Below are 20200 nucleotides of genomic sequence, written 5' to 3'. Positions count from 1 at the left end.
GGCGCCTCGCGGCCCGCGAGGCCCTGCGCCCTTTCGGCCTGGCGGGGAGTACAGTGGCCATAGGGAGCGCCCGCGAGCCGCTCTGGCCTGAGGGGATGGAGGGGAGCATCAGCCACAGCCAGCTGGCGGGACAGGGGGTGGCGCTCTGCGGGGTGCGCCCCGCCCAGGGGGGCATGGGGCTGGATCTGGAGGCCTGGCTCGAGGCCGATCAAGCGGCGCAGCTCTGGCCCGGCATAGTCGATGAGGATGAGTGGGGGCGGCTGAAGGCCGGGGCCGGCGCGGTCGGGCTCGACAGATCCCGGGGGCTGACCCTGGTGTTTTCCGCCAAGGAGAGCCTGTTCAAGGCGCTCTATCCCAGAGTGGGGCGCTATTTCGACTTTCTCGATGCCCGCTGGCTGGGGATGACGGCACAGACCCTCACCCTGGAGCTTAAGGTCCCCCTGACGCCGACCCTGCCCGCCGGCTGGCGCTGCACCCTGCACTGGCAGCGGTTGCCGGGGGGCGTGCTCACCACCTTGCTGCTGTGAGTTCCGCCCGGGCCCTCGCGCCCCGTCACTGCCCAGACAAAGAAACCGCCATCAGGCGGTTTCTTGCTATCTCTCTCAGGCCGACTGCTTGCTTGGCGCTGTATCCTGGCGCCGGCGGGGCACTATGACGGGGGCACCATCGCCGGGGGCGTGCAGTATGTCCACATCTGTCTGGTAGAGACGATCGATCAGGGACTTGGTCACCACCTCCCTGGCCGGGCCCATGGCCTGGATGCCGCCGTCCCCCAGGACAATCAGCTCGTCGCAGTAGCGGGCGGCGGTGGCGAGATCATGGATGACGATGAGCACCGTCTTGCCCTCGGCGGCGACCCTGTGGATGGCCTCCATCACCTCGGTCTGGTGGCCTATGTCCAGGGCGCTGGTGGGCTCGTCCAGCAAGATGAGATCCGCATCCTGGGCCAGCACCATGGCGAGCCAGACCCGCTGGGCCTGGCCGCCGGACAGCGAATTGGCGCTCTGCTGCCAGATGGCATCGAGCTGCATCCGCTCCCGGGCCCAGTCCACCATGCGGGCGTCCTCCTCGCTCCACTGGGTGAACCAGCCCTGATGGGGATGACGGCCATACTGCACCAGCTGCTCGACCCGGATGCCAGGCGGCACCAGGGGGCGCTGGGGCAGGTAGGCCAGCTCCCGGGCCAGGGCCTTCATGCCATAGCTACCCAGGGGCTTGCCCTTGAGCAGTATCTCCCCTGACTGGGGCTGCTCCTGGCCCGCCAGCAGTTTGAGCAGGGTGGACTTGCCGCCCCCGTTGGGGCCGACTATGCCCACCAGCTTGCCCTGGGGGATGGAGAGGGAGATCTCCTCGAAGATGGCCTTGTGCTGGTAGCCGAAATGGAGTCGATTCACGGTGAGCGTCATCAGTCGGCCCTCGGTTTGTCTTGGAAATGGATGAATGGCATGGTCAGTCCGCCCGTTGTCTGTCTTTGATCAGGATGAAGAGCAGCAGCAAGCCGCCGAGAATGCGGGTCATGATGCCGGTGGCCACCTCATGGGGGCTGGCCAGCACCCGCACCAGAGTGTCGCTGGCGAGCAGCATCAGGGCGCCGCACAGGGCCGCAATCCAGAGCGGCACTATGCGATCCCGGGAGAGCCAGGAGGCTAGTATGGGGGCCGCCATGGCGATGAAGACCACGGGGCCGCCGATGGCGGTGCCAAGGGCCGCCACCAGTATGGCCTGGGCCAGCACCCCGAGCTGCACCCGGTTCACGTTCACCCCCAGGGTGCTGGCGGTGACGGATCCTAGGCGCAGCACACCGAGGGCGCGGGAGAGATAGACGACCCAGGGGCAGATGAGCAGGATCAGTATCCCCACCGGCACGACTGTGCCGTAGCCCTGGCCGACGAAATTGCCCATGTTCCAGAGATAGAGGCTGGTGAGGTGCACCAGGGACTGGGTGGACATGGCGAACTGGCCGATGGCGTTCATCAGCTCGGAGACGCCTATGCCGATCACCACGAACAGGTAGCCCTGCTCCCCCGGCTTGTTGCACAGGGCATAGAGCACCAGAGCGGCAAACAGGGCACCGAAGGGCGCGGCCCACCAGGGCCAGCTGCCGAGCGTCAGGTAGAGGGAGAAGATGATGATGGCCAGGGAAGCCCCCTCGTTGACCCCTATCATGTCCGGGGTGGCGAGGCGGTTGCGGACCAGGGTCTGCACCAGGCAGCCGGAGAGGCCCATGGCGGCGCCGGCCACCAGCACGGCGACGATGCGCGGCAGCCGGATCTTGAACACCGTCACCTGGTCGAGCCGGCTTCCCTCCCCAAGCAGTGTCTGGATGACACCCATCATGGTGATCTTGCCGGAGCCCAGGGTCAGGGCCAGCAGGGAGAGCAGGGTGAGGGCGAGCACTAGCCCGAGGGTGATTAGCCAGGCGCGGCGCTCCAGCAGCAGGGTGCGGCGGCCGAGGCGCAGGCAGAGGGTGCCGGTGGGGAGTCGGGTTTCGGGCAGGGGGGCCCTCATGTTCATGGCGTTATTCATGGGAGGGCACCTTATTTGACGGCCAGCAGGGAGCGGAAGCCGCCGCTGCGCACCACCAGGATGAGCACGGGGGCACCGATCAGCGCCAGAATGACGCCGTTGGGCAGCTCGAACGGCTGCAGCAGCCAGCGCGCCAGTATGTCGGCACCGAGCAGGAACAGCACCCCGAACAGGGCGGAGAAGCGCACCTGGATGGCCAGGCGCACCGGCTCCACCAGGCGGGCGCAGTAGGCGGCCAGGAAGCCGACGAAGCCGATGGGACCGGCAATGGCGATGGCGCAGGCGGTGAACAGGGTGGCGGCCAGCAGCACGCCGATGCGCACCCGGGTCGGCCGTATGCCGAGCGCCTGGGCCTGGTTGTCCCCCATCTGCATCAGGGTGAGCTGGCGGCACAGCGCCAGGGTCAGCAGCAGGGCGGCCAGCGCGAAGGGGATCACCGTCAGCACGGACTCCAGGCTGGAGGCGGCCAGCGACCCCAGGTTCCAGAAACGAAACTGCTCCAGTACTACCCGGTTGGAGAGCAGCAGGAAGTTGGAGAGGCCGCCGAAGGTGGCGGAGAGGGCGACCCCCACCAGGATGAGCTTGAGGGGGTTGGAGCGCCCCACCATGAGGCCGAGACCCAGTACGATGAGGTTGCCGAGCAGGGCCCCCATGCCGGACCAGAGCAGGTAGCCGTAGGCGGATTCGACACCGAAATAGGTCAGCCCGATCACCAGGGCGAACACGGCGCCGGCGTTGACCCCGAGCAGGCCGGGTTCGGCCAGGGGGTTGCGGGTGGCGCTTTGCAGCATGGAGGCGGCGAGGGCGAGACAGACCCCCACCACCAGGGCCGCCAGGGTGCGGGGCAATCGCAATGTATTGACTATCATGGCGAGTTTTTCATCGGCCACCAGGGCGGGATCGCCCAGCAGGAAACCGGCGACCTCGCGGCCACCATAGACACCGGCGCCTGTGGCCAGTGACAGAGAAATCAGCAGTATGAGGAGCAGCACTCCGAGCCAGAACAGCTGAGCTTGGTATCTGAGCACGCAACAACTCCTTTGATAGGGGGCAGTAGAAACGCAAAAAGGGAGCCCCGATCTCGGGGCTCCCGCAGGGAGAGCTTACAGCTTGTAATCTACGCCAGCGTAGACGGTGCGTCCTTCCAGGATGAAGTCGGCGTCGGTGGCCACCTCATCACGCTTGGTGTTGGTGAGGTTGGTGATGCCGAGCTTGAAGTCCAGCGCCGGGGTGACAGTCCAGTTGGTGTTGACGTCCAGGGTCTGGTAGTGCTTGGAGGTGAACGCCTGGGAGTTGCGGGCCGGGACCTTGATCACCTGGCTGCCGACATATTGCCAGGCCAGGTTGGCGCTGACGAGCTCGCTCGCCTGCCAGTCCAGACCGAGGTTGCCGGTGTGATCCGGGGTCTTGGCCAGATCATCCCCTGTGCTCCTGTCCACTGAGTCCAGCAGGGTGAAGTTGCCGGTCAGCGTCACGTTGTCCAGCACGTCGACCCAGCCGGTCAGCTCCAGACCCTTGATGCGGGCCTCCTTGACGTTGAGGTAGGTCATCACGGTCGGACGGTAGCCCGGGCCCCACTGATCGCTCTGGATCAGATCCTCGATCTCGTTGTGGAAGCCGGTCACCCCGGCGCCGAAGCGCGCGGCCTCGTAGGCGGTGCCCAGCTCATAGCTGACGGCGGTTTCCGGCTTCAGATCCGGGTTGCCGATGACCTGGCAGGCGCCGCGGCAGGCGGTGGTGGAGAAGCCTTCGCTGGACTGGGCCAGGGTCGGGGCCTTGAACGCCTTGCCGGCGCCACCCTTGATCACCCACTCGTCGGTCAGGGTGTAGAGGGCATAGGCGCGCGGGCTGAACTCGGTGCCATAGGTCTCATGGTGATCCAGACGACCGGAGAGGGTCAGGGCCAGATCGCCGAAGCCGAACTCGTCTTGCAGGTAGACGGCGCTCTGGGTCGCATCCACGCTGCCATTGGCGATGTTGCGGCTGTGCTCCAGCTCTGTCTTGCGCAGCTCGGCACCTGAGGTGAGCAGGTGATCACCCAGGTAACCGCTGACCTGACCGTCCACAGTGTTGTTGGTCTGGGTGACATCGGCGGCGCCGCCATTGAGCTGGGAGTCATCCATCAGATCGATTTGCTCGAAGTAGTAACGAGCGCGGCTGTCGAAGTGCTCCCAACGGCCGTTGTGGGTCAGCCCCAGGCTCAGGCGATCCAGGTTCTGCACGTTGTGGGGGGTGGCCGGTGCGGTCGGGGCGCGGGGCACGTTGTTGAAGTAGCTGTCCATGTCGTTCTGGTTGTAACCCAGATCGAAGTCGATGTCCTGGTTATCGGCCACCAGCCACTTCAGGCTGGTCAGCACGTTGACCACTTCCCGTTTTTCCAGGGCATCGGCGTCCGGGTTGTTGGACTGATCGCTCTTCCAGTTGTCGCGCTGATAGCCTTCCACCACCACGCTGCCCAGCAGCTTGTTGTCGATCAGGGCGCCGGAAACATAGGCGCTGGCCTGGTTGGCATCGCCGCCCTCACCCTCGGTGGGCATGCTGTGGGTGTATCCGACGGCGGCCTCTGTCTTCTCCTTGGCCTGGCGCAGGATCACGTTGACCACGCCGCCCAGAGCATCTGCCCCGTACAGGGAGGAGACGGGGCCACGGATCACCTCGATGCGCTCGATGGCGGCCATGGGGATGGAGCTCAAGTCGAAGTCGTTGCCGTAGGCGCTGCCCAGGGTCTCGCGGGCGTTGACCCGTTTGCCGTTGATCAGCAGCAGGGTGTAGTCACCCCCCATGCCACGGATCTTGATCTCGTTGCGGCCGGTGGGGTTGGTGGAGACTATGTTGACCCCCGGCACGTGCTTGAGGGCATCGCCGATGTTGTTGACGTTCATCTTGTCCAGATCGGCACGGGTCACCACCGAGACGCTGGCCGGGGCGGACAGCTCGGTGTGCTTGGTCTGGGTGGCGGTGACCACCATGGTCTCGTTGGCCTTGACCGACTCTGCCTGGGCCAGGCCCGGTACGGCCAGCAGGCCGAGGGAGAGCAAAATCGGGTTCAAACGAAATACGCCATGCTGCAACTGCATTGTCAAAACTCCATGAATAAACAGAGGTTATGGGGTAGGGCGCTGTGGGCCCAAATGCTCACTGACTTCCTTGTCTGGCAGTACCAGAGGCAGGATTATTGTTATCTCTTGCTCGCTCCAGTCCCCGGATGAGGAACCAGACGCCGGCGCAGGCCAGCAGGCCGCAGCCGATGTTGATCCAGGCCAGGGTGGAGAAACCGTGCAATGCGCTCCCCGCATCGGAGACCAGGTATCTGGCCGAAAGCAGGCTGCCGACCCCGGCTGCCACATTGGTGACTGTGCCCTGGAAGGACATGAAGGCGGCGCGCTGATGGGGCGCCGGAATGGCCGCCGTTACCGCTAGGGTGGTGCTGGCGCGGGCCGAGCTCAGGGCCATGAAGAGGGTAAACAGCAGGTAGACGGGCAGGCCGACCGGCAGGGCGAAGCCGAGCAGGGTGACCAGGGCCAGCAACAGGCTGGTGAGCAGTATGGCGCCCTGGGCACGGCCCTGGTCTATCCAGCCGCCGCACAGGCGCATGGTGGCCATGCTGGCGAGGCCGCCGCACAGATAGAGGGCGGCGATCTGCTCGCGCGGGAAGCTGAGGTTGAACTGGAAATAGTTGGCAAAGTGCGGGATCAGCAGGAAGTGGCCGAACATCTGCAGACAGAGGATGCACAGGGCCCCCTGACAGAGCGGCGAGCCCAGCAACTGGCGCAGACCGCTGCCCTGGGGGGAGCGGGTCACCGGCAGGGACGGCAGCAGGCGGGCGCAGATCAGGGCCAGCAGCAGGCCGCTCGCGCCAAACAGCAGGAAGGGGCTCTGCCAGCCGAGCAACTGGGCCAGGATCAGGGCGACGGGCACGATCAGGATGGCGGCAAGTGAAAACGCCATCCCCACGTAGGCGAGGCGGCGGCCCCGTTCGGCCGGGGGCACCAGATCCAGCACGGCGGCCATCAGGATGGCGGCAAGGGGCCCAGCCACGCAGCCGGACAGGATGAAGATCACCAGCAGTTGCTGACTGTCTTGCACCAGGGCGCAGGCCATCAGCAGCAGAAAACGCAGGGTGAGCAGCACCAGCAGGGCGGGTTTGCGGTTGACCCGATCGAGCCAGGGGGCGGCCAGGAGTCCCATCAGGGCGGCGCCCAGGGTGGCGCCGCCGCTGAAGTAACCGGTCTGCTCCGGGGCCATGCCGAGGCTTGTCACCAGGTCCGGCCCGAGGGGCATCACCATCATCATGCTGCCCATGGAGAGCATGTTGATCAGCAGGGCCAGATGGATGGCAGCAGGGGAGGAGACGACAGGTTCTGGCTTCATCAGAGGCTGACTCGAAAAAATGAGTCCGAATTGTATCCGAGGGATATTGTTGTGACAACAAATGATAACCATTTTTATTTGTATTGAGTGGTCTCTCAATGAGTCTTTTATTTGGGCTCGAAAACGAGCCGAACAAGGACCTCCATGACACTGTCATGGGCCCGGCAGTTTTGCCCCTTGCCATTGCAATCGGGGCGCCATGGCCCATGATGGCAAGGAGTGATGAGAGAGACGCCATGAGAGACGGCAAAAGGGACGGCAAAAGGGATGGCAAAAGGGACGGCAAGAGGGGGACGAGGATGAGAGCTTGGTGTTGGGTGCTCGGGTGCTGCGTGCTCTGGGCCTTGCCCTTGCGGGCCGAGGTGAAGGTCATACCTGTGTTTGAGGCAGAGGGGATGGTGCAGACCCTCAAGGAGCTATATCCCGAGCTTGGGGTCAGTGCCATGGGCAACCAACTGGTGCTGAGCGGGACGCCCGACCAGCTGCAGGAGGCCGAGAGGGTGCTGGATAAGCTCAACCAGCCGCCCCAGAGCCTGCTCATCGAGTGGCGGGTGGCGGGGGCGTCCAGCAGCCGGCAGGCGGGGATAGGCATCGGCAATGACAACGCCAAGCGGCAGTGGCTGCTGGAGGGTGGGGCCGAGGATTACCAGCGCACCCAGCAGGACAACTGGCAGGTGCGCGGCCTCTCGGGGCGGCCCGTGCTGCTGCAGATGGGCTCCTATCAGCCGGTCACCTTCTATCGCTGGCAGGGGGGTCGGGTGGTGGGCATGATGCCGCTGATAAGCGGCCTCTACGCCACCGCCACCCTGATAGGTGACAGGGTACAGATAGCCCTCAGCAGCGAGCAGGCCAGGCTTGAGCGGGGTGACATCAAGACTGGGCAGAGCGCCACCGAGGTGAGCGGCGCCCCGGGGCAGTGGCTGACGGTGGGGGAGCTATCCACCAGTCAGGGGGGTCAGGGGGCCGCGCTGTCCAATCCGTCACGGGTCGGGGTGGCGAGCGGCAGTGAACGCCAGACCCTGCAGATCCGGGTCACTCGCCAATGAGGCGGCCGACGGTGCCCGTTAATGGGGTTGATCCCGGGTGTAATCCCGCAGCTGGCGGCTCTTGAGCAGATACCAGAGCGCCCAGAGGCTGGCGACCAGCACCAGGGCGGTGGGCCAGCTGAACGACCATTTCTGCAGATTGAGGCTGTGCAACTGCATCAACAGACCGCTCGCGGTGGAGCAGAGCAGCAGGCCCCGGCTGTGGCGTCTGAGCCAGGCGCGCAGGCTGTTAGTCTGCTGATAGGTGCCGCCAAAGGCGAGCAGCGCCAGCATGGCGGGCACGTCCGTCAGCAGGCTGATGTAGAGGCTCATCTTGTCCGGGTAGAAGAGGGTCAGGATGGCGCTGCCGCTCTCCCGGGTGACGCCGGCCATCAGAAACAGCCAGACCGAGCGGGTCAGCAAGAGGGCGATGGGCCAGAACCAGAGCGGCGGCCGCAGTTGGCCATGATCGTCATAGCGATGTTCGGGGTAGAGGGTCATAAGGCCCGTTCCGGGGTTGAACTATAGATGCAGGGGATATGGGGCGGGGGGCGGCCCTTTGCAAGGCGGGGGAATTAATCGGGGGGCCAGTGCCCCCCAATCTCTGCTTGGCTTGTCTGATGCCGGATGGCGTTACAGCCAGCCCTTGCGCTTGAAGAAGAGGCCGGTGCCGAGCGACGACATCACCATCAGCACCAGGGACATCTGATAGCCGTATTCCCAGGCGAGCTCCGGCATGCGGCCGAAGTTCATGCCATAGATGCTGGCGATCAGGGTGGGGGGCAGGAAGATCACCGCAGCCACCGAGAAGATCTTGATCACCTTGTTCTGCTCCAGATTGGTCACCCCCATGGAGGCCTCCAGCTGGAAGTTGATCTTGTCAAACAGGAACTGGGTGTGGGGCAAGAGGGACTCCACGTCGTGCAGCATCTCGTCGATCCACTTGTTCTGCTCCCCTGTCATGCGCTGGCGCAGGCTGCGTTTGAGGAAGCGCAGGGCTCGGCGGGTATCGTGCAGGGAGAGACGGATCTGGCCGTTGGCCTCTTCCTGGGCCATCAGCTCCTTGAGCATGGAGTTGATCTGATCCGGCTCGAAGATCTGATCGGCGGTGTTCTCCAGGGTCTTGTAGCCATCCTCGATGAGATCCGAGAGGTACTCCACCTTGAGGTTCTGCACCTCCAGCAGGATGTCGAGGGCGTTCTCCACCTCCAGCCTGTCCTGGCGCATGTAGTGGCGCAGCAGGCGCACCAGGCCGATGTCATCCTCGCGAATGCTGATCAGCAGGTTGTTGCGCAGGGTAAAGGAGACGTGGACACCCTTGGTGTCGCGGCCGATCCGCTGGGGGAACAGGGAGTGGATGTGCAGACCATCTGTGTCCCAGTAGAAACGGGCGGAGGCCTCGATGTCGTCCAGCTCTTCCTTGTCGGGCACCTCTTCCAGGAAGAGGCCCGTCAACCATTCTCGCTCCGCCGTGTCCGGCTTGTAGGCATCCAGCCAGACGGTGTTGTCGGGGACTATGTCGTCCGGTCCGAGCGTGACTATGTCCAGCACCTTGTTATTGAGAATGTAGGCGGTGATCATCTGTCCCCCCTTAAGAAGTCGTGGGTAATCAGGGATGGTTGCACAGGTTCATGCGGCCCTAGATCGCACAGAAAGCGATCCCATGAAATAGCATAACGAGGCCGATGGACAACCTGAATGCGGCGAACTATACAGGGGCGGGCCCCGCTTGTCAGGGGCTATTCATCGGGGGTTCAGCCTGTTTGCTCAAAAAAACGGCGAGGTCGGAGCAGCTGTCCGGGCCGGCATAACCCGGCCCGGACGGGGGATTGCCGAGGGATAAATCGACCAAGATCCCTGGGATCCCAGGGATCACATATTGGGGTAGTTGGGACCAGAGCCTCCCTGAGGCGGGGTCCAGACGATGTTCTGGGCTTGAGCATCCTTGATGTCACAGGCCCGTTTGCCCATCTCACATATTGGGATAGTTCGGCCCCGTGCCTCCCTAAGGAGGTGTCCAGACGATGTTCTGGGGCTGAGCATCCTTGATGTCAGGCCCCAGCCCGAACCGCGCCGGTCACATATTGGGATAGTTGGGGCCGGATCCTCCCTGGGGTGGCGTCCAGACGATATTCTGGCTGGGATCCTTGATGTCACAGGTCTTGCAGTGAATGCAGTTGGCCGCGTTAATCTGCAAGCGAGGCTGGCCCTCCGCCTCCGGGATCTCGGCCTCAATGATCTCAAAGACCCCGGCCGGGCAATAGCGCTGGGCGGGCTCCGCCCAGGTGGGCAGGTTGACCGTCACCGGGATGCGCTCGTCCTGGAGCCTCAGGTGGCAGGGCTGATCCTCGTCGTGGCTGGTGTTGGCCAGATACACCGAAGAGAGCTTGTCAAAGCTGAGTCGCCCGTCCGGCTTGGGGTAGTCGATGGGCTGGCAGCGGCTGGCCAGGCGCAGCTGGCGGTAGTCCGGCTCCTTGTCCAGCAGGGTAAAAGGAGAGGCGCGGGCAAACAGCCGCTGCTCCAGCCAGTTGAAAGCACCGCCGAGCCAGGGACCGAAGCGGTGCAGGGCGGCGCCGAAGTTGCGGGCAGCGATCAACTCCCTGGCCAGCCAGCTCTGTTGCAGCGCATCGCCATACTCGGCGAGATCCCGCCCGCCCTCATCACCGCCGCGCAGGCTCATGGCGACAGTGCCGGCCGCCAGCATGCCGGACTTCATGGCGGTGTGAATGCCCTTGATGCGGGAGAAATCCAGGGTGCCCGCATCGCAGCCGATGAGCAGGCCGCCGGGGAAATGCATGCGGGGCAGGGAGTGCCAGCCCCCCTTGGTGATGGCCCTAGCGCCGTAACTGATGCGCTCCCCCCCCTGCAGGGTCTGCGCGATGAGAGGGTGGTGTTTGAGGCGCTGGAACTCGTCGAAGGGGCTGAGCCAGGGATTCTGGTAGTTGAGATCGACGATGAGGCCGACCGCCACCTGGTTGTCCGCCAGATGATAGAGATAAAAGCCCCCCTGACTCTTGCTGCCTCTCTGCTCCCCGAGCGGCCAGCCGCTGCCGTGCAGCACGCGGCCGGGATGAGATTGACCGGCGGGCACCTGCCACAGCTCCTTGAAGCCGATGGCATAGTGCTGGGGTTGGTGCTGGGCGGTGTTTTCCAGATGGAATTGGGCGATCAACTGTTTGCCGAGGTGGCCGCGGGCCCCCTCGGCGAACAGGGTGTAGCGGCCATAGAGCGCCATGCCGGGCACGTGATCCGCCTTGGGGTTGCCCTCTTTGTCGAGCCCGAGATCCCCTGTCACCACTCCTCTTATCCTGCTCTCTTCCACTATGAGTTCGCTCGCCGCGAAGCCGGGGTAGATCTCGACCCCGAGCGCCTCGGCCTCCCGGGCGAGCCAGCGGCAGAGGTTGCCGAGGCTGACGATGTGGCAGCCGTCGTTGTGCATCCGCGGCGGCACCGCCCAGCTGGGAAGTTGCAGGGCGCGTGACGCGTCTTGCAGCAGATGGACCTGATCATCCGTGACCGGTACGCCGAGGGGCGCCTCTTGCCAGCGCGCCGGCAGCAGCTCCTTGAGGGCGACGGGATCGAGCAGGGCGCCGGAGAGCAGATGGGCGCCCACTTCCGCCCCCTTCTCCAGCAGGCAGACCGAGAGATCCGGGGCCTGCTGCTTCAATGCGATGGCGGCACTGAGGCCAGCCGGGCCGCCACCGACGATGACGACATCAAATTCCATTGCTTCGCGTTCCATCTTGCCTCTGCGCTCGACTTGGCCTAGGGTAGTGCTGGTAGTTTACGTAAACGTAAACCATTTTGTCAGCATAAAAGTGTGAGAGTGCAAAATGGATTCACTCAACCGATACGAGGGATGACCGCCATGAAGCTGCTGGTCGCTGTCAAACGGGTCGTTGATTACAACGTCAAGATCCGGGTCAAGAGCGATGGCTCCGATGTGGAGCTCGCCAATGTGAAGATGGGCATCAACCCGTTTTGTGAAATCGCGGTGGAGGAGGGGGTGAGGCTGCGTGAAGCCGGGGTGGCCACCGAGCAGGTGGTGGTGACTCTGGGCCCGGAGGTGGCGGCCGAACAGCTGCGCCATGCCCTGGCGCTGGGGGCGGATCGGGCCCTGCACTATGTCACCGACGAGACCCTGACCCCGCTCACAGTGGCTCGCGCCCTGCAAAAGGTGTGCGAGCGGGAGCAGCCCAGCCTGGTGCTGCTCGGCAAGCAGTCCATCGACTCTGACAACAACCAGGTCGGCCAGATGCTCTCGGCCCTCTGCGACTGGCCACTCGCTACCTTCGCTTCCGCCATCAAGCTGGTGGAGGGGGAGCTGCAGGTGACCCGCGAGATAGACGGCGGTCTCGAGACCCTCGGCATGGGGCTGCCCGCCGTGGTGACGGTGGACCTGCGCCTGAACGAACCCCGCTTCGCCTCGCTGCCCAACATCATGAAGGCCAAGCGCAAGCCGATTGAGAGCGCTCCCTTTGCGGCCCTTGGGGTCGAGCCCGCCGGTCAGACCCGGCTGCTCGGGGTGATGGCGCCTGCCCCCCGGCGCGCCGGCATCAGGGTGGGCTCGGTGGACGAGTTGCTGGACAAACTCAGGCACGAAGCCAAGGTGATCCCATGAGCGCATGCAGGGTCACGGCCTATCTCGCGGGCCAACTGGCTGCCACCAGCGGGCGCGTTGGCGAACAGACAGGAACAACAACGGACGACATCAAGGTGCTGCCATGAGCGTACTCATTATTGCCGAACATCATCAGGGCCAGCTGGCGGACAGCGCCGCCCGTCTGGTCACTGCGGCGACCCGGCTCGGCGCCGAGGTTCACCTGCTGCTGCTGGGCCAGGGGCTGGCGGAGGCGGGGGAGCAGGCGGCCTCCTTGCAGGGAGTCACCCGGGTGCTGCTGGCCGAACACCCCATGCTGGCGGAGGGGCTCAATGACGGTATCGATCGGCTGCTGGCCCCCGTGGTGCGGGACTATCAGCACTGCCTGATGGCGGCGAGCAGCCACGGCAAGGATCTGCTGCCACGGGTGGCGGCCAGGCTGGGGGTGGAGATGATCTCCGAGGTGACTGACATAGAGGGGCCCGATACCTTCCTGCGCCCCCTCTATGCGGGCAACGCCATTGCCCGGGTGACGAGTGCGGCGCCCGTCAAGGTGATCAGCATACGGGCATCGGCCTTCCCTTGCGCCGAGAGCGGGGGGGCAGAGGCCAGGGTCGAGCACCTTCCCGTCCCCGAGCTGGGCTGCCGGACCCGGCTCATCGAGCGGCGTGCGGTGCGATCCGCACGGCCCGAGCTCGGCGCGGCGCGGGTGGTGGTCTCAGGCGGGCGGGCGCTCGGATCGAAAGAGCAGTTTGCCCTGATTGACGCCCTGGCCGACAAGCTCGGCGGCGCTGTGGGGGCCTCTCGGGCCGCGGTGGATGCGGGTTTTGTCGCCAACGATCTGCAGGTGGGCCAGACCGGCAAGATAGTGGCCCCCGAGCTCTACATCGCCATCGGCATCTCGGGGGCCATCCAGCACCTGGCGGGGATGAAGGAGTCCAAGGTGATAGTCGCCATCAACAAGGACCCGGAAGCCCCCATCTTCCAGGTGGCGGACTATGGCCTGGTGGGGGATCTCTTCACCCTGCTGCCGGAGCTCACCGCCAAGCTGTAAATTTGCCAAAAAGGGGCACAGGAAGCCGTCTGTGCTGTCTCGCCCCCGTTTCCATGCATGTTCTCTGCAAGCCCTGGCCCTTTCAGGGCTTTTTCCATGGTGTCGGCGTCGGCCATGGGGGCAAAAGGTTGCGCCAGATCCCAAAAAGCCTTTGCCCCCACGGGGGCCTGTCGTGTAAAAACATTCAAGTCATCGATCACTCTCATCCATTCACGGAAAGCGTCATGAGCAAACAGATTTACAACTTCTGCGCCGGCCCCGCCATGTTGCCGGTTGAAGTCATGGAGCGCGCCCAGCGCGAATTTTGTAATTTCCAGGGGCTGGGAGCCTCGGTCATGGAGCTCTCCCATCGCGGCAAGCCCTATATGGCGGTCGCCGAGAAGGCCGAAGCCGATTTGCGGGATCTGCTGGCGGTGCCGGACAACTACAAGGTGTTGTTCATGCACGGCGGCGGTCGCGGCCAGTTCTCTGCCGTGCCCATGAACCTGCTCGGCGGCGCCAATAAAAAGGCGGATTACCTGCTGACTGGCGTCTGGGCTCAGAGCGCCGTGGATGAGGCCCAGAAATACGGGGACATCCAGACCTTCCAGGGGGTGGCGAAGAACGAGCAGGGGATAAGCCACCTGCTGCCGACCCCGGCGTTTCGCGCCGATGCGGCCTATGTGCACTACTGCCCGAACGAAACCATAGATGGCATAGAGATGTTCGACATCCCGGCCACCGGCGATGTGCCCCTGGTGGCGGATCTCTCCTCCACCATCCTCTCCCGTCCCATCGACGTGAGCCGCTTCGGCATCCTCTACGCCGGTGCCCAGAAGAACATAGGCCCGTCGGGCCTGGCCATCGCCATAGTGCGGGACGACCTGCTGAACCAGGCGAGAGCCGACGTGCCCTCTGTCTTTGACTACCAGCTCACCGCCAAGAACGACTCCATGTTCAACACTCCCCCCACCTACGCCTGGTATCTGGCCGGCCTGGTGTTCGAGTGGCTCAAAGAACAGGGCGGGCTGGAGGCGATGGAGGCGCGCAACAAGGCGAAGGCCGATTTCCTCTACGGCTACCTCGACGACTCCAGCTTCTACGGCAACAAGGTGGACGTGGCCTGCCGCTCCCGCATGAACGTGCCCTTCCAGCTCAAGAACGAGGCCCTGGACAAGCAGTTCCTGGCGGAGTCGGAAGCGGCCGGTCTGCTGGCGCTCAAGGGGCACCGCATCGTCGGCGGCATGCGTGCCAGCCTCTACAACGCCATGCCGCTGGAAGGGGTCAAGGCCCTGGTGAGCTTTATGGATGGTTTTGCCAAGCGCCACGGTTGAGCCGCCGCTCACGCGCTGGCTGCGACGCCGTGATCAAGGCTCATGTGCTGCGCGGAACCTCATTGATGGGTATCAACTCCGGTTCCTGTGCTGCGCTTCACCTTGCTGACGACCTCTCGCGACAGAGCGTGAACAGCCAGGGTATTGCCGTTGATGCAAGGCGCCGGGGACTCCCCGGCGTCTGTTTTTCCAGAAGATCCTGACCGCCAGCCCGGCTGCCCCGGTTTTGTGCCACAGACGGTCTTGCCGCGCGGGGCGCGGGCTGTTAACGTCCGGTCAGGTGATTTACTTGAGATTGTACAGGAAGTCTATGAATTCGTTGCGTTTGGAACCCATTTCTAGCGTGGCCGGGGTGGTCAATCTGCCTGGCTCCAAAAGTGTCTCTAACCGTGCCCTGCTGCTGGCAGCCCTGGCACGGGGCACTACCCGGCTGACCAACCTGCTCGACAGCGATGACATCCGCCACATGCTGGCGGCGCTGACCCAGCTCGGGGTCAAGTACAAGCTCTCCGCCGACAAGACAGAGTGCACCGTGCATGGCCTGGGTCGCAGCTTTGCGGTATCGGCACCGGTCAACCTCTTCCTCGGCAACGCCGGCACCGCCATGCGCCCGCTCTGTGCTGCGCTCTGTCTGGGCTCCGGTGAGTACATGCTGGGGGGCGAGCCGCGCATGGAAGAGCGTCCCATCGGTCATCTGGTGGATGCCCTGCGCGAAGCGGGTGCCCATATCCAGTACCTGAAAAAAGATGGCTATCCGCCCCTGGTGGTGGATGCCAAGGGTCTGTGGGGCGGCGACGTGCACGTCGACGGCTCCGTCTCCAGCCAGTTCCTGACGGCGTTTTTGATGGCGGCCCCCATGGCGGCCGGCGACACCCGCATCCACATCAAGGGGGAGCTGGTCTCCAAGCCCTACATCGACATCACGCTGCACATCATGAAGCAGTTTGGTGTGGTCATCGAGCACGATGACTACAAGGTGTTCTACATCAAGGGCAACCAGACCTATGTCAGCCCCGGTGACTTCCTGGTGGAAGGGGACGCCTCCAGCGCCTCCTACTTCCTCGCGGCAGGCGCCATCAAGGGCAAGGTGCGGGTCACCGGCATCGGCAAGCACAGCATCCAGGGGGACATCCACTTCGCCGACGTGCTGGAGAAGATGGGCGCCCGCATCACCTGGGGCGACGACTTCATCGAGGCCGAGCAGGCCCCCCTGCACGGCGTCGACATGGACATGAACCACATCCCGGATGCGGCCATGACCATAGCCGTCGCGGCGCTGTTTGCGAAGGGGCCCACCGCCATTCGCAACATCTACAACTGGCGGGTGAAGGAGACGGATCGCCTGCACGCCATGGCGACCGAGCTGCGCAAGCTGGGCGTGGAAGTGGAGGAGGGGCACGACTTCATCGCCGTCACCCCGCCGGAGCAGCTCAAGCACGCCGAGATCGATACCTACAACGATCACCGCATCGCCATGTGCTTCTCCCTGGTGGCGCTGTCCGATACCGCTGTCACCATCAATGATCCGGGTTGTACCTCCAAGACCTTCCCGGACTACTTCACCAAGCTGGCCAGCATCAGCCAGGCTTAAGTCCGTCGGGCCCGCCTTGTGCGGGCCCGTTCGTTTCTGCCTCCCGTCTTCTCCCCCGGTTTGCCAACACCCTTAGCAGCATTATCCAAACTTGCAAGGTGCGCCGATAAAATTCCTTGTCCAAGAATGTAATTTTCTATTTACACCGTCCCGGTCGCGGGCTAGATTGAAGTTTCTTCATCGCAGTCATTTAGCAGGAAACTTGGTCATGCAGCATCAAACCGACGACGTTCGTATCAGTGAAATCAAAGAGTTATTGCCCCCGGTTGCGGTGCTTGAGAAGTTTCCGGCGACCGAGACCGCATCAAATACCGTGTTTGAATCCCGCCAGGCCATCCATCAGATCCTGGCCGGTGAAGATCAGCGCCTGCTGGTGGTGATCGGCCCCTGCTCCATCCACGATCCGGTTGCCGCGCTGGAATACGGCAAGCGCCTCAAGACCTTGCGTGACGAGCTCAAGGGCCAGCTGGAAATCGTGATGCGGGTCTACTTCGAGAAGCCGCGCACCACAGTGGGCTGGAAGGGGCTGATCAACGACCCTTACCTCGACAACAGTTGCCAGATCAACGACGGCCTGCGCCTGGGTCGCAAGCTGCTGCTGGATCTCAACGACATGGGGCTGCCGACCGCCTCCGAGTTCCTCGACATGATCACCCCGCAATACGTGGCGGATCTGATGAGCTGGGGTGCCATCGGGGCCCGTACCACCGAATCCCAGGTGCACCGCGAGCTGGCCTCGGGTCTCTCCTGCCCGGTGGGCTTCAAGAACGGCACCGACGGCACCATCAAGGTGGCCATCGATGCCATCGGCGCTGCCAGCGCCCCGCACCACTTCCTGTCGGTGACCAAGTACGGTCACTCCGCCATCGTCTCGACCGCCGGCAACCCGGATTGTCACATCATACTGCGCGGTGGCCGCGAGCCGAACTACAGCGCCGCCCACGTGGATGAGGTGGTGAAGGGGCTGGACAAGGCCGGTCTGCCCCAGAAGGTGATGATCGACTTCAGCCACGCCAACAGCAGCAAGCAGTTCAAGAACCAGATGCTGGTGGCCGAGGACGTGGCCGGTCAGCTGCGCGCCGGCAGCAAGGCGGTGTTCGGTGTCATGGTGGAGAGCCACCTGGTGGAAGGCCGTCAGGATCTGGTGGAAGGGTGCGAGCTCACCTTCGGTCAGAGCATCACCGATGCCTGCATCGGCTGGGCCGATACCGAGGTGCTGCTGCGCAATCTGGCCGATGCGGTCGCCACCCGCAACGCACTCTGAGGCCGGGGCGGGGATGCCCCGCTCACGGCAATAAAAAAGCGCGACCCCAGGGTCGCGCTTTTTGTTGGCTCAGGAAGAGGGGCTTACTTGGCCCGCTCCTGATGACCGCGCAGGCGGATGTTGATCATCTCCACCACCAGCGAGAAGGCCATGGCGAAGTAGATGTAACCCTTCGGAATGTGCATGTCCAGCCCCTCGCCGACCAGGGCGACACCGACCAGGATCAGGAAGGCGAGCGCCAGCATCTTGATGGTGGGGTGCTCGTCGACGAAGTCACCTATGGCCTTGGCGGCAAACATCATGACGCCGACGGCGATCATGATGGCCAGCACCATGACGGGCACGTGATCCGCCATGCCGACCGCAGTGATGACGGAATCCAGGCTGAAGATGATGTCGAGGATGGCGATCTGCACCAGTGTCGACATGAAGCCGGCGGTCTTGCTCACCATGCCGGGCTCTTCGGCGGCGCCCTCCAGGCTCTGGTGGATCTCGTGGGTACTCTTGGCGATGAGGAACAGGCCCCCCACCAGCAGGATGAGATCCCGGCCCGAGATGGCTTCATCCAGCATGCTGAACAGCGGCTCGGTGAGGCGCATCACCCAGGCCAGGGAGAGCAGCAGCAGGATGCGGGTGCCCATGGCAAGCCCCAGCCCCAGGATCCGCGCCTTCTGGCGTTGAGCCTCCGGCAGTCGCCCCACCAGGATGGAGATAAAGATGATGTTGTCGATGCCCAGCACGATCTCGAGCAGGGTCAGGGTGGCGAGCGCCACCCAGGCTGAGGGGTCAGCAATCCATTCCAGCATGATTGAACCTTGGTTGAAAAATTTGAAGCAGCGCATTCTAGCAGGGGGTTATGGCTTGTCCCAGTAGCGCGAAAAGATAAAAATGGCAGCCATCCAACGGGAGGAAAACATGTTTCGATTAGGGCTCATCATCAACCCCATCGCCGGCATCGGCGGTGCGGTCGGTCTCAAGGGCAGCGACGGCATGGTGGCCGAGGCGCTGGCGCGGGGCGCCATGCCCAAGGCCCGGGAGCGGGCCCGTCAGGCCCTGCTGCCCCTGTGCTCGCTCACAGACCAGTTCGAGCTGCTGACGGTGGCGGGAGAGATGGGGGAGACACTCGCCGCCGAGCTGCATTTGCCTCACCGCATCCTCTACCAGCCTGCCGGTGCCCAGACGTGTGCCGAGGACACCCGGGCCGCCGCCCTGGCCCTGCGGGAAGCCGGGGTGGATCTGCTGCTCTTTGCCGGCGGGGATGGCACAGCCCGGGACATCTGCGCGGCGGTGGGGGAGTCCTGCCATGTGCTCGGCATCCCGGCGGGGTGCAAGATCCACTCCGGTGTCTACGGCGTGACCCCGACGGCGAGCGGCCGGGTGGCGGCGCGGATGATAGCAGGGGAGCTGCTGAGCCTGGTGGATGCCGAGGTGATGGACATCGACGAAGAGGCGTTTCGGGCGGGCAAGGTGCGCGCCCGCCACTACGGCCAGCTGCTGGTGCCCGGGGATCTGCGCTACGTCCAGGCGGTCAAGCAGGGCGGGCGGGAGTCCGAGGAGCTGGTGCTGGCCGATCTCGCCGCCGGCGTGGTGGAGCAGATGGAGCCTGACACCCTCTATCTGATGGGGTCGGGGAGCACAGTAGCCGCCTGCATGGCGGAGCTGGGTCTGGAAAATACCTTGCTCGGTGTGGATCTGGTGGAAAATGGCCAACTTATCGGGCAGGATCTCAGCGCCGCCGAGATCCTGACCCGGATCCGCGGTCGTCGCTGCCGCCTGATCATTACCCTGATCGGTGGCCAGGGACATCTGTTCGGGCGCGGAAATCAGCAACTGAGTCCAGAGGTGATCCGGGCCGTCGGGCGAGACCATATTCAGGTGCTCGCCACCAAGTCCAAGCTGGCGGCCCTCGATGGTCGTCCGCTGCTGGTGGATACCGATGACCCGGCACTGAACCGGTCGTTACGTGGTTATCTGCGCATAACCACGGGATACAAGGATCAGGTCATCTACCCGGTGGCCAACCCGGAATAGGACATCAAGGATGCGGCTGGCCTGGCGCCAGAGAGCCGCGATCAACAAGATCGCGGTTCCACTCCCCCGAATTTTTTGCCGGCAATCCCGGAAATGAGGCTGCGTTAAATGACGATTCACGATTTTGAACACAAGTTGTTGGGACTGATCGACGCCATGGTCGCCACGGCCAGCGAGGACGAGCTGTTTGCGGGCGGCTACCTGCGGGGTCATATCTCGCTCGCGGTGGCGCGCGCCGAGCTGGAGGGCAAGACGCTGGTGCGGGACGTAAAGAGCTATGTGCTGCGCAGCCTGAACGAGGCCATCTTGCAGGGGGAGCTTTCCGAGCAGGACGAGGTGCTGGTGCAGGAGATGTGGAAGCGCTTGCAGCAGCAGGCGGAAGCTTGATCCCATTCGCAATTCAAACAGAAGTTTAAGTAATCTGC

At 64.0% G+C, this 20200-nt stretch carries 19 protein-coding genes; 9 read left to right on the top strand and 10 right to left on the bottom strand.

Annotated features, from left to right (window positions below):
* A partial coding sequence (locus tag AB5Y91_RS07920; protein WP_368169481.1) for a 4'-phosphopantetheinyl transferase occupies window positions 1-527 on the top strand: 527 nt, incomplete at its 5' end.
* Between the two features lie 75 nt (window positions 528-602).
* Here AB5Y91_RS07920 and AB5Y91_RS07915 read toward each other — a convergent pair.
* The 5 genes from AB5Y91_RS07915 to AB5Y91_RS07895 all read right to left on the bottom strand — a co-directional run bounded on the left by AB5Y91_RS07915 (window position 603) and on the right by AB5Y91_RS07895 (window position 6897).
* Entirely contained in the window at window positions 603-1406 is an 804-nt protein-coding gene (locus tag AB5Y91_RS07915; protein ID WP_368169480.1) for an amonabactin ABC transporter ATP-binding protein, read from the bottom strand.
* 43 nt (window positions 1407-1449) lie between these two features.
* A complete protein-coding gene (locus AB5Y91_RS07910) occupies window positions 1450-2526 on the bottom strand; it encodes an amonabactin ABC transporter permease subunit 1 (RefSeq protein ID WP_368169479.1) in 1077 nt (358 codons plus the stop codon).
* Window positions 2527-2537: 11 nt separating this feature from the next.
* Window positions 2538-3554 carry an amonabactin ABC transporter permease subunit 2 gene (locus AB5Y91_RS07905; RefSeq protein WP_163137028.1) on the bottom strand — a complete coding sequence of 339 codons (1017 nt, stop codon included), beginning with the start codon at window positions 3552-3554 and terminating at the stop codon, window positions 2538-2540.
* A gap of 75 nt (window positions 3555-3629) precedes the next feature.
* Entirely contained in the window at window positions 3630-5603 is a 1974-nt protein-coding gene (locus tag AB5Y91_RS07900; RefSeq protein ID WP_368169478.1) for a siderophore amonabactin TonB-dependent receptor, read from the bottom strand.
* A 58-nt stretch (window positions 5604-5661) separates the two neighbouring features.
* Window positions 5662-6897: an MFS transporter gene (locus AB5Y91_RS07895; RefSeq protein ID WP_163156492.1), complete on the bottom strand. Its 1236-nt coding sequence runs from the start codon at window positions 6895-6897 to the stop codon at window positions 5662-5664.
* 299 nt (window positions 6898-7196) lie between these two features.
* Between AB5Y91_RS07895 and AB5Y91_RS07890 the strand changes: the two genes are divergently transcribed.
* Window positions 7197-7943, top strand: coding sequence for a hypothetical protein (locus tag AB5Y91_RS07890; RefSeq protein WP_368169477.1), 747 nt, complete (start codon window positions 7197-7199; stop codon window positions 7941-7943).
* A gap of 18 nt (window positions 7944-7961) precedes the next feature.
* Here the strand turns inward: AB5Y91_RS07890 and AB5Y91_RS07885 are convergent, their stop codons facing one another.
* The 4 genes from AB5Y91_RS07885 to AB5Y91_RS07870 all read right to left on the bottom strand — a co-directional run bounded on the left by AB5Y91_RS07885 (window position 7962) and on the right by AB5Y91_RS07870 (window position 11664).
* Complete coding sequence (locus tag AB5Y91_RS07885; RefSeq protein ID WP_106887046.1) at window positions 7962-8423, bottom strand: DUF2919 domain-containing protein; 462 nt, start codon at window positions 8421-8423, stop codon at window positions 7962-7964.
* Between the two features lie 132 nt (window positions 8424-8555).
* The gene (corA, locus tag AB5Y91_RS07880; RefSeq protein WP_005332981.1) at window positions 8556-9503 is read right to left on the bottom strand and encodes a magnesium/cobalt transporter CorA; all 948 of its coding nucleotides are present in this window, start codon (window positions 9501-9503) and stop codon (window positions 8556-8558) included.
* A gap of 291 nt (window positions 9504-9794) precedes the next feature.
* Window positions 9795-9893: a 4Fe-4S dicluster domain-containing protein gene (locus AB5Y91_RS07875; protein ID WP_290028546.1), complete on the bottom strand. Its 99-nt coding sequence runs from the start codon at window positions 9891-9893 to the stop codon at window positions 9795-9797.
* 106 nt (window positions 9894-9999) lie between these two features.
* On the bottom strand, window positions 10000-11664 hold the full coding sequence (locus tag AB5Y91_RS07870; RefSeq protein WP_368169476.1) for an electron transfer flavoprotein-ubiquinone oxidoreductase: 1665 nt from the start codon (window positions 11662-11664) through the stop codon (window positions 10000-10002).
* Between the two features lie 126 nt (window positions 11665-11790).
* Here AB5Y91_RS07870 and AB5Y91_RS07865 point away from each other — a divergent pair, with 126 nt between their 5' ends.
* The 5 genes from AB5Y91_RS07865 to aroG all read left to right on the top strand — a co-directional run bounded on the left by AB5Y91_RS07865 (window position 11791) and on the right by aroG (window position 17744).
* A complete protein-coding gene (locus AB5Y91_RS07865; RefSeq protein ID WP_368169475.1) occupies window positions 11791-12543 on the top strand; it encodes an electron transfer flavoprotein subunit beta/FixA family protein in 753 nt (250 codons plus the stop codon).
* Between the two features lie 103 nt (window positions 12544-12646).
* Entirely contained in the window at window positions 12647-13576 is a 930-nt protein-coding gene (locus tag AB5Y91_RS07860; RefSeq protein ID WP_368169474.1) for an electron transfer flavoprotein subunit alpha/FixB family protein, read from the top strand.
* 224 nt (window positions 13577-13800) lie between these two features.
* Window positions 13801-14889 carry a 3-phosphoserine/phosphohydroxythreonine transaminase gene (gene serC, locus AB5Y91_RS07855; RefSeq protein WP_368169473.1) on the top strand — a complete coding sequence of 363 codons (1089 nt, stop codon included), beginning with the start codon at window positions 13801-13803 and terminating at the stop codon, window positions 14887-14889.
* Between the two features lie 310 nt (window positions 14890-15199).
* Entirely contained in the window at window positions 15200-16480 is a 1281-nt protein-coding gene (aroA, locus tag AB5Y91_RS07850) for a 3-phosphoshikimate 1-carboxyvinyltransferase (protein ID WP_025326697.1), read from the top strand.
* 208 nt (window positions 16481-16688) lie between these two features.
* Entirely contained in the window at window positions 16689-17744 is a 1056-nt protein-coding gene (gene aroG / locus AB5Y91_RS07845; protein WP_106887042.1) for a 3-deoxy-7-phosphoheptulonate synthase AroG, read from the top strand.
* Window positions 17745-17827: 83 nt separating this feature from the next.
* On the opposite strand, the gene AB5Y91_RS07840 is transcribed toward aroG, so the two are convergent.
* Window positions 17828-18586 carry a TerC family protein gene (locus AB5Y91_RS07840; RefSeq protein WP_171275968.1) on the bottom strand — a complete coding sequence of 253 codons (759 nt, stop codon included), beginning with the start codon at window positions 18584-18586 and terminating at the stop codon, window positions 17828-17830.
* Between the two features lie 73 nt (window positions 18587-18659).
* Here AB5Y91_RS07840 and AB5Y91_RS07835 point away from each other — a divergent pair, with 73 nt between their 5' ends.
* Both AB5Y91_RS07835 and AB5Y91_RS07830 read left to right on the top strand, forming a co-directional pair.
* Window positions 18660-19775 (top strand): ATP-NAD kinase family protein, encoded by a 1116-nt coding sequence (locus AB5Y91_RS07835; protein WP_290071892.1) that lies wholly within the window; start codon window positions 18660-18662, stop codon window positions 19773-19775.
* A 108-nt stretch (window positions 19776-19883) separates the two neighbouring features.
* On the top strand, window positions 19884-20162 hold the full coding sequence (locus AB5Y91_RS07830) for a YfcL family protein (RefSeq protein ID WP_005332956.1): 279 nt from the start codon (window positions 19884-19886) through the stop codon (window positions 20160-20162).
* Window positions 20163-20200 lie beyond the last annotated feature (38 nt).

Source organism: Aeromonas sp. R4-3 (assembly GCF_040908275.1).
Classification (GTDB): domain Bacteria; phylum Pseudomonadota; class Gammaproteobacteria; order Enterobacterales; family Aeromonadaceae; genus Aeromonas; species Aeromonas rivipollensis.
Note: the sequence above shows the minus strand (reverse complement) of the source record. Positions and strands in the feature narration are given on the sequence as shown.